This window comes from Okeania sp., from assembly GCF_983059655.1.
In genome coordinates this window covers 1-6147 of record NZ_CEZPJD010000470.1, presented here as the reverse complement: position 1 = coordinate 6147, position 6147 = coordinate 1, and the positions used below count along the sequence as shown (strand labels likewise).

8 protein-coding genes are annotated in these 6147 nt (G+C 33.2%); 4 read left to right on the top strand and 4 right to left on the bottom strand.

Annotated features, from left to right (window positions below):
- Positions 1-122: 122 nt before the first annotated feature.
- Both AC3DU7_RS22050 and AC3DU7_RS22045 read right to left on the bottom strand, forming a co-directional pair.
- Positions 123-332 carry a hypothetical protein gene (locus AC3DU7_RS22050; RefSeq protein WP_488041449.1) on the bottom strand — a complete coding sequence of 70 codons (210 nt, stop codon included), beginning with the start codon at positions 330-332 and terminating at the stop codon, positions 123-125.
- A 189-nt stretch (positions 333-521) separates the two neighbouring features.
- On the bottom strand, positions 522-1244 hold the full coding sequence (locus AC3DU7_RS22045) for a hypothetical protein (protein WP_488041448.1): 723 nt from the start codon (positions 1242-1244) through the stop codon (positions 522-524).
- 192 nt (positions 1245-1436) lie between these two features.
- On the opposite strand from AC3DU7_RS22045, the gene AC3DU7_RS22040 reads away from it, so the two are divergent.
- The 3 genes from AC3DU7_RS22040 (at position 1437) to AC3DU7_RS22030 (ending at position 2977) form a co-directional block, all read left to right on the top strand.
- Positions 1437-1970 carry a helix-turn-helix domain-containing protein gene (locus AC3DU7_RS22040; RefSeq protein WP_488041447.1) on the top strand — a complete coding sequence of 178 codons (534 nt, stop codon included), beginning with the start codon at positions 1437-1439 and terminating at the stop codon, positions 1968-1970.
- 219 nt (positions 1971-2189) lie between these two features.
- The gene (locus tag AC3DU7_RS22035) at positions 2190-2549 is read left to right on the top strand and encodes a hypothetical protein (RefSeq protein ID WP_488041446.1); all 360 of its coding nucleotides are present in this window, start codon (positions 2190-2192) and stop codon (positions 2547-2549) included.
- Positions 2546-2977: a putative toxin-antitoxin system toxin component, PIN family gene (locus AC3DU7_RS22030; protein ID WP_488041445.1), complete on the top strand. Its 432-nt coding sequence runs from the start codon at positions 2546-2548 to the stop codon at positions 2975-2977. Before AC3DU7_RS22035 ends, AC3DU7_RS22030 begins: the two co-directional genes overlap by 4 nt.
- A 15-nt stretch (positions 2978-2992) precedes the next feature.
- On the opposite strand, the gene AC3DU7_RS22025 is transcribed toward AC3DU7_RS22030, so the two are convergent.
- Together AC3DU7_RS22025 and AC3DU7_RS22020 are read right to left on the bottom strand one after the other, a co-directional pair.
- Positions 2993-3193: a hypothetical protein gene (locus AC3DU7_RS22025; protein WP_488041444.1), complete on the bottom strand. Its 201-nt coding sequence runs from the start codon at positions 3191-3193 to the stop codon at positions 2993-2995.
- A 57-nt stretch (positions 3194-3250) separates the two neighbouring features.
- Positions 3251-3820, bottom strand: coding sequence for a Uma2 family endonuclease (locus tag AC3DU7_RS22020; protein ID WP_488041443.1), 570 nt, complete (start codon positions 3818-3820; stop codon positions 3251-3253).
- A gap of 124 nt (positions 3821-3944) precedes the next feature.
- Here AC3DU7_RS22020 and AC3DU7_RS22015 point away from each other — a divergent pair, with 124 nt between their 5' ends.
- Positions 3945-5672, top strand: a complete 1728-nt coding sequence (locus AC3DU7_RS22015) for an ABC transporter ATP-binding protein/permease (RefSeq protein WP_488041442.1) — start codon at positions 3945-3947, stop codon at positions 5670-5672.
- Positions 5673-6147 lie beyond the last annotated feature (475 nt).

Sequence of the window (6147 nt, the reverse complement as noted above, 5' to 3'; positions counted from 1 at the left end):
TCTAACTTCACTTAATTTTTCCGCTTTTTCTACTTGTTCAATAATCTCTTTAATTATGGCAAACAAGTTAGCATCAAGAACCTTGAGTAAATCTTTTTCAAAGCTTTTTCTAAACTCAATATTCATAGTTTTTTATTAAGAATTTTGAATATTTCTTCTCGGCTAACTAGTTCGCTATTTTCACCTTCTTGAATAGCGTTTTTTATCAATATATCTTCTAAAGTTTCTGCTAAAATTTCTGAAAATTCTTCTTTTTGTTCTTGCAGTAGTTCAATAATTGCTACTTTCAGCAACTCTTTTAGTTTGGTCTCGTCTATAGTAATTTCAGCCATAGGTTTTTTGATAATTATTTTGTTGAATTATAGCACCTATGGTTGATAAATAAAAATAGATTTAGAGACAGGGTTTTGGGAAAAATTGTTTGTGTTGGGCTTATCCACAGGATAAGCTACGCTAACGTTGCCTCAACCCAACCTACAAGAACTAACTCTGTTCTAATTCATACCATACTGAAGATTTATTTACTCATGGTTTTTAAAGGTTATAAACACAAAAATAAACATGTAAAAATAAATTGCTTCTAACATAGAAAAAACAGATAAAGATGCACTTAATTCTTCACTTTTTCCAAATAAAAATAGAGGATTTTTGTCAGCTTTTAATATCCATACCCCTAGCACTAAAAGAGATAGTGAATAGGCCGATATAGCAATTAAAATATATAATAACCCTAGGTCAAATCCAAAAATTATGCCCAAAATACCAGCAACACTTACAAAGACAAGTTCAAACTTAGCAATAGGAGCTAAAAAACTCCAATCTTTATCTAGATTTACTGCTTGATTTGCAATTTTGTTTATAGATACAATTAAGTTAATAAACATGAAAAAAGATTCTTTTAATAAATTTGGATATTCATGAACAAGCAAAATCAAAAATGGTGATGCCCATAAAGCTTTCAGACAAATTATTCCAACATATCCAAAGTATTGAGTTAAATCGTCATTTTTAGACCTAAAAAATGTATAGAGTAAACCGCAAAGTACACTATAAATGAGCAAGAAAATAATAGTGGTGGTTTTATTTCCATATAAAAGCGTACCTAAAGGTTCTGTGATTTTGAATTGAACAACTAAAAATACAACACACAAATAAATACATAAAGCGAGACCAATATTAAAAAAGACTTCTGTGAGAAAAGTCTTCTTTTGTGCAAAACTAAGTGAAGATACAGCTTGAGTCATTATCTTTGTTTACTTATCCTATTCAAATTAACGCATTATTGTAGACATCTAGGTATTGTAATCAAGTCATTTACATATTAACAAGTCGGAAAAGGACGGATAAAGACGGAGATTTTATTAAGAAAATATAAAAAGGACGGATAAAGAAGGATAATAGCGGATAAGCTATTCAGAAGAATTAATTCTAAAACAATGGACTGGCAAACAGTTTTAAATTCAATTGATGAGTTAGTCTTTCAGCAAACTGGAAAACACCTAAATAATCTACAAATGGCAATTTTGAAAGGTGTTCTGAATAACGAAAAATATAGAGAAATTGCAGAACAATATAAATGTTCTAATGGTCATGTTAAGGATGAAGGATACGAACTCTGGCAACTTTTATCAGAGGTTTTTGGAGAGAGGTTAAATAAGTCAAATTTTGTTGCTACAGTCGAACGTTTGGGATGTGCAAATTATCAGTCTCCCTTAATAGGAAATCATGTTCGTGTTGATAGTATTAATCTATGCAATAATCCCGAAACAACAGAACTAAAAAATAGGGATGTTGTTAATACTAGAGAGAAGTCCAAAATGACAAACTCTCCTCAACCCATAATTGAAAATATCTTGCATACAAATAAATTAAATACTGTCTCTAAATTAATCAAACTCGGTTTAACAGCACAACAAATTGCCGAAGCAGTAGACTTACCATTAAATGAAATACAACAATTAATGGAATAAACTTGTATATTATTTAGAGATAACTATAGATTTCGTCAGTATTATGGTTCAGGAAAGTTTAGCGATCGCCTCCCATCACTACTCAAATTTCCCCAAAAATATCTATTCCGCTCCACAACTCGCAACAATTACCTAACCATGTTAAAATAATCTTTGAAAGCTAATATAATTAGTTTTCCTATTAAGGATATGAACATCAATGATTAAAAGGAGATATTAATGAGATTAAGAGTCAATGAAAATGGTTTGGTCATTCCTCCATCTTTTTTGACTGGCCTAGATGAAGTTGAAGTTACTAGAGAAGGTGACTTTATTAGCATTAAAAAAGTAGATAAAATCCCCGATCGAGATAGCATAGATATTTCTATCTTAGAAGGAGAGGTAGCTCAAAATTTACTAGAAGAAAACCTCAGAAAAATTAAGGAGTCGCAGAAAAACCAAACTTTCAATCCCAAAAAAGCTGCTTTAGCTCAAAGGTTCAGGGAGTTGTGTAGAGAAGTCCAGGAATTATACGCAGATCATCCTCTATCTGAAGCTGAGATTGCAGCAGAAATTGATGCAGTGAGAAGGGGTGAATGAAGATTATTATTGATACTAATGTTTTAGTTTCTGCCGTAATTGCTGATGGAAAACCTGAAGATGCTGTTAATTTTGTTATTGCAAAAGATGATTGGGAGTGGATTGTATCAGAAGATATTTTAAATGAATATCGACAGGTATTAAATCGTCCAAAATTCCAAAAAAAATTAACCGATATTGTTAAGCAAAAATGGTTAAATATTATTGAGGAAGCAACTACAAAAGTTGAGGTAGCAGTCGAAGTAAATTTTCCCAGAGATCGTAAAGATGAAAAATTTTTAGCTTGTGCAGTTGTCAGTAAAGCTAATTTTTTAATTACAGGTGACTACGACTTTGAAGAAATGCAGGCACTTTTACCTAAAACTACAATTATTTTTGTTACCCTTTTTCAACAGTTGGTAATCAATACTGAGGATGATTCAAGCTAGAATTAAGTAGGTAGCTCATTCCCATTGTTGGAGTTCCTCTTCAGGTAGTAGTTCAAAGAATGCGTCTCCCAGTTTTCCAGTGAGGAGTCCGGGAGTCCGAGGTTGAGTGTTTTCTGGGTTTAACCGTAAACGGAAGTCGCGAATCAACTCATAAATTTCTGACAGTTTCTCCTCTGGGATATCTTGCAATTCTTGTACTATTTTTTCGATTAACATAATTCTCAAGCTTTGAATAAATTGACAACGATAAATTAGCTGTGTCGATTTGCTAGACTATTCCTCCAAAACCACATCTTCATAAAGTATTTCAATGGGAAAACTCAGCTCGACAGAAGTTAAACTTACCTCATCTTTTTCCCCATAATTATAAAGCTCCCAAGTACCATTTTGATTGAGTCGAAAACATTCAACCATCATCTGTTGTGCATCAATCAAAACATATTCTTTCAAAGTAGAAATACGACGATAATTTTGAAATTTTTTACCGCGATCAACCGCTTCAGTACCTGGAGATAAAACTTCAACAATTAAGCAAGGGTGATAAATAATTTTAGTTGCACGTCTATCTTGTTCATTGCAAGTAACCATCACATCAGGATAATAAAAAGGTCCTGCTTCAGACACTCCTACTTTGGCATCTGCCATTGAAACTTTACATCCTTTACCACGCAGGTGATTTTTTAAAGCTGTAGTCAAGTTAACAGCAATGTCATTATGAGGAATCGTTCCCCCAGTCATGGCAAAAACTTGACCGTTAATATATTCATATTTAATAGGTTGTTTTTCTTCCCATTCCAGATATTCTTGGGAAGTCATCAATTGGATTTTAAGTTGGGCAATCATTTTGAAGTAAATTGAATCCTGCTAATTATTTAATTATTGAAGTATTGAAGTATTGCATTAAGTATAGCATTCTTTTCAATAAAGATTTAAACTTATTAAATGTCTTACCTTGTAAATAGACAGAATGAAAAACATCAAACTTAATTTCAGTATTTTCCAAAGGTTTTGGGCAATTGGTAAACTATATTGGTGGGAATCTCCAGAGAAATGGCGAGCAATTGGTTTATTTATATTGCTGCTTTGTCTTCTCAGTTTAGATTCAACTATAGGAGTTAATCAACTCAAACAACAAGGAGAATTAATTTCTGCTTTAGTTGATACGGACTCTGAGAGATTCTGGAAATCTGCATTTTTCTATATTGGTGCTTCTGTTGTGTTAGCTGTTAATGTTGCTACTTGCCAGTATGTGGAAGATAAAATTCGTCTGTATTCTAGAGAGTGGTTAACCAAATTTTATTTAGACAAGTATTTCCAAAATGATTGCTTCTATAAAATCAATACCCTCTATCGAGAAATTGATAACCCCGATCAGCGAATTGCAGAAGATATTGCATCATTTTGTCATCGTTCTGTAACTCTATTTAGGCAGTTTACCTTAGCAATTTTTCACTTGTTTGCATTTGGAATTCTACTTTGGGAAAAATCAAAATTATTGGTTCTGATTTTAGTCATATATTCTGTAGGAGGTATGCTAATTACAACTATAGGTTTTGGTAAAATTTTGATTCCAATTAAAAAAGAACAACTGAAACGAGAGGCAAATTTTCGATTTGGTTTAGTGAGAATTCGAGAAAATGCTGAATCAATTGCTTTTTATCATGGAGGCAATAGAGAATTTACCTACATTAAACAGATATTTGCTCCGGTTTTAAGTATTTATAATAAAGTAATTACTTGGGAGAGAAACTTAGATATTTTTCAAAACATATATAATTATATTACCTGGATGTTACCAGCTTTAGTTATTGGTCCGAGAATTTTGGCAGGGGAACCAGGGTTGGAAGTGGGAGCAATACAAGAAGCTAATGGAGCTTTTAGAAGGGTCTTTAAGTCCTTGAATATCATAGTTAGGATGTTTGAATTTCTCACCAGTTTTATCGCAGGAATTGAACGTTTAGAGAGTTTTGTTCAAGTTCTAGAAGAACCAAATGCATCACCAGTTGATGGTAGTCAAACAATTGATACTGTTGAAGAATCACGCTTAAGTTTACAGCATCTTACCTTGCAAACTCCTAACTATCAAAGAACTTTAGTTAAAAATGTATCTATAGAATTAAAACCGGGAGAAGGACTCTTAATTGTGGGGGTGAGTGGTAGTGGAAAGAGTTCTATTTTGCGAGCGATCGCTGGTTTATGGAATTCTGGAACTGGCACAATTTATCGGCCGAAACTAGAAGAGATTCTTTTCTTACCACAACATCCTTATATGATTTTAGGCTCCCTACGAGATCAACTGCTATATCCACGCACTGACTTAAATATCTCTGATGAAATAATTTATCGGGTGCTTAAACAAGTTAATTTGCCAAAATTAGCAGAAATATTTGGTGGTTTAGATACCATTGAAGATTGGGATCGTGTGTTGTCAATGGGAGAACAACAGCGGGTAGCTTTTGCTCGTTTGTTGCTGACTCAACCCCGTTATGCAATTTTAGACGAAGCAACGAGCGCTCTGGATATACAAAATGAACAAAGTCTTTACCAACATTTGCAAAGTTTATCGACTACTTATATTAGTGTAGGACATCGGCAAACTTTGTTACAATATCACCACCAAGTTTTGGAAGTTATGGGTGATGAAGCTTGGCGAGTGAGTTCTTCACAAGATTATAAATTTATGTCAATTCATTAAAATAGGGAATATGGAACCCACCCCTAACTCCTATCCCAGAAGGGGAATATTGAGACAGATTTAGCAATGGCGCTCAGATAGAATATTTCTTTATACTAGACATCTGGTGATAATCAAAAATTAAATCTAATCCCATACGCATAAATCATCAATTCTTTTCCCCTACTCCCTACTCCCTACTCCCTACTCCCTACTCCCTCTTTTCCGGAGAGCAAATAAATAAAGAAACTTTTTCAACAAATCTTCAAAAACAAAATATTTTTCGATCGCTAATTTAAGTTGACATGATATAATTCCAGTTATAGCAATGTGCGCTGGCATATTTACAAATGTCAGGAACTGTCCAATAGCTAAAAGTTTTATATAATAAGCTTTTTATCCCCCCTACTGCCTATTGCCTATTGCCTGCGCACAGCGCTATAGATTAGAGAATTATTAGTCATGCATAGTAATAGTTAAGCATAAATCATCGCAT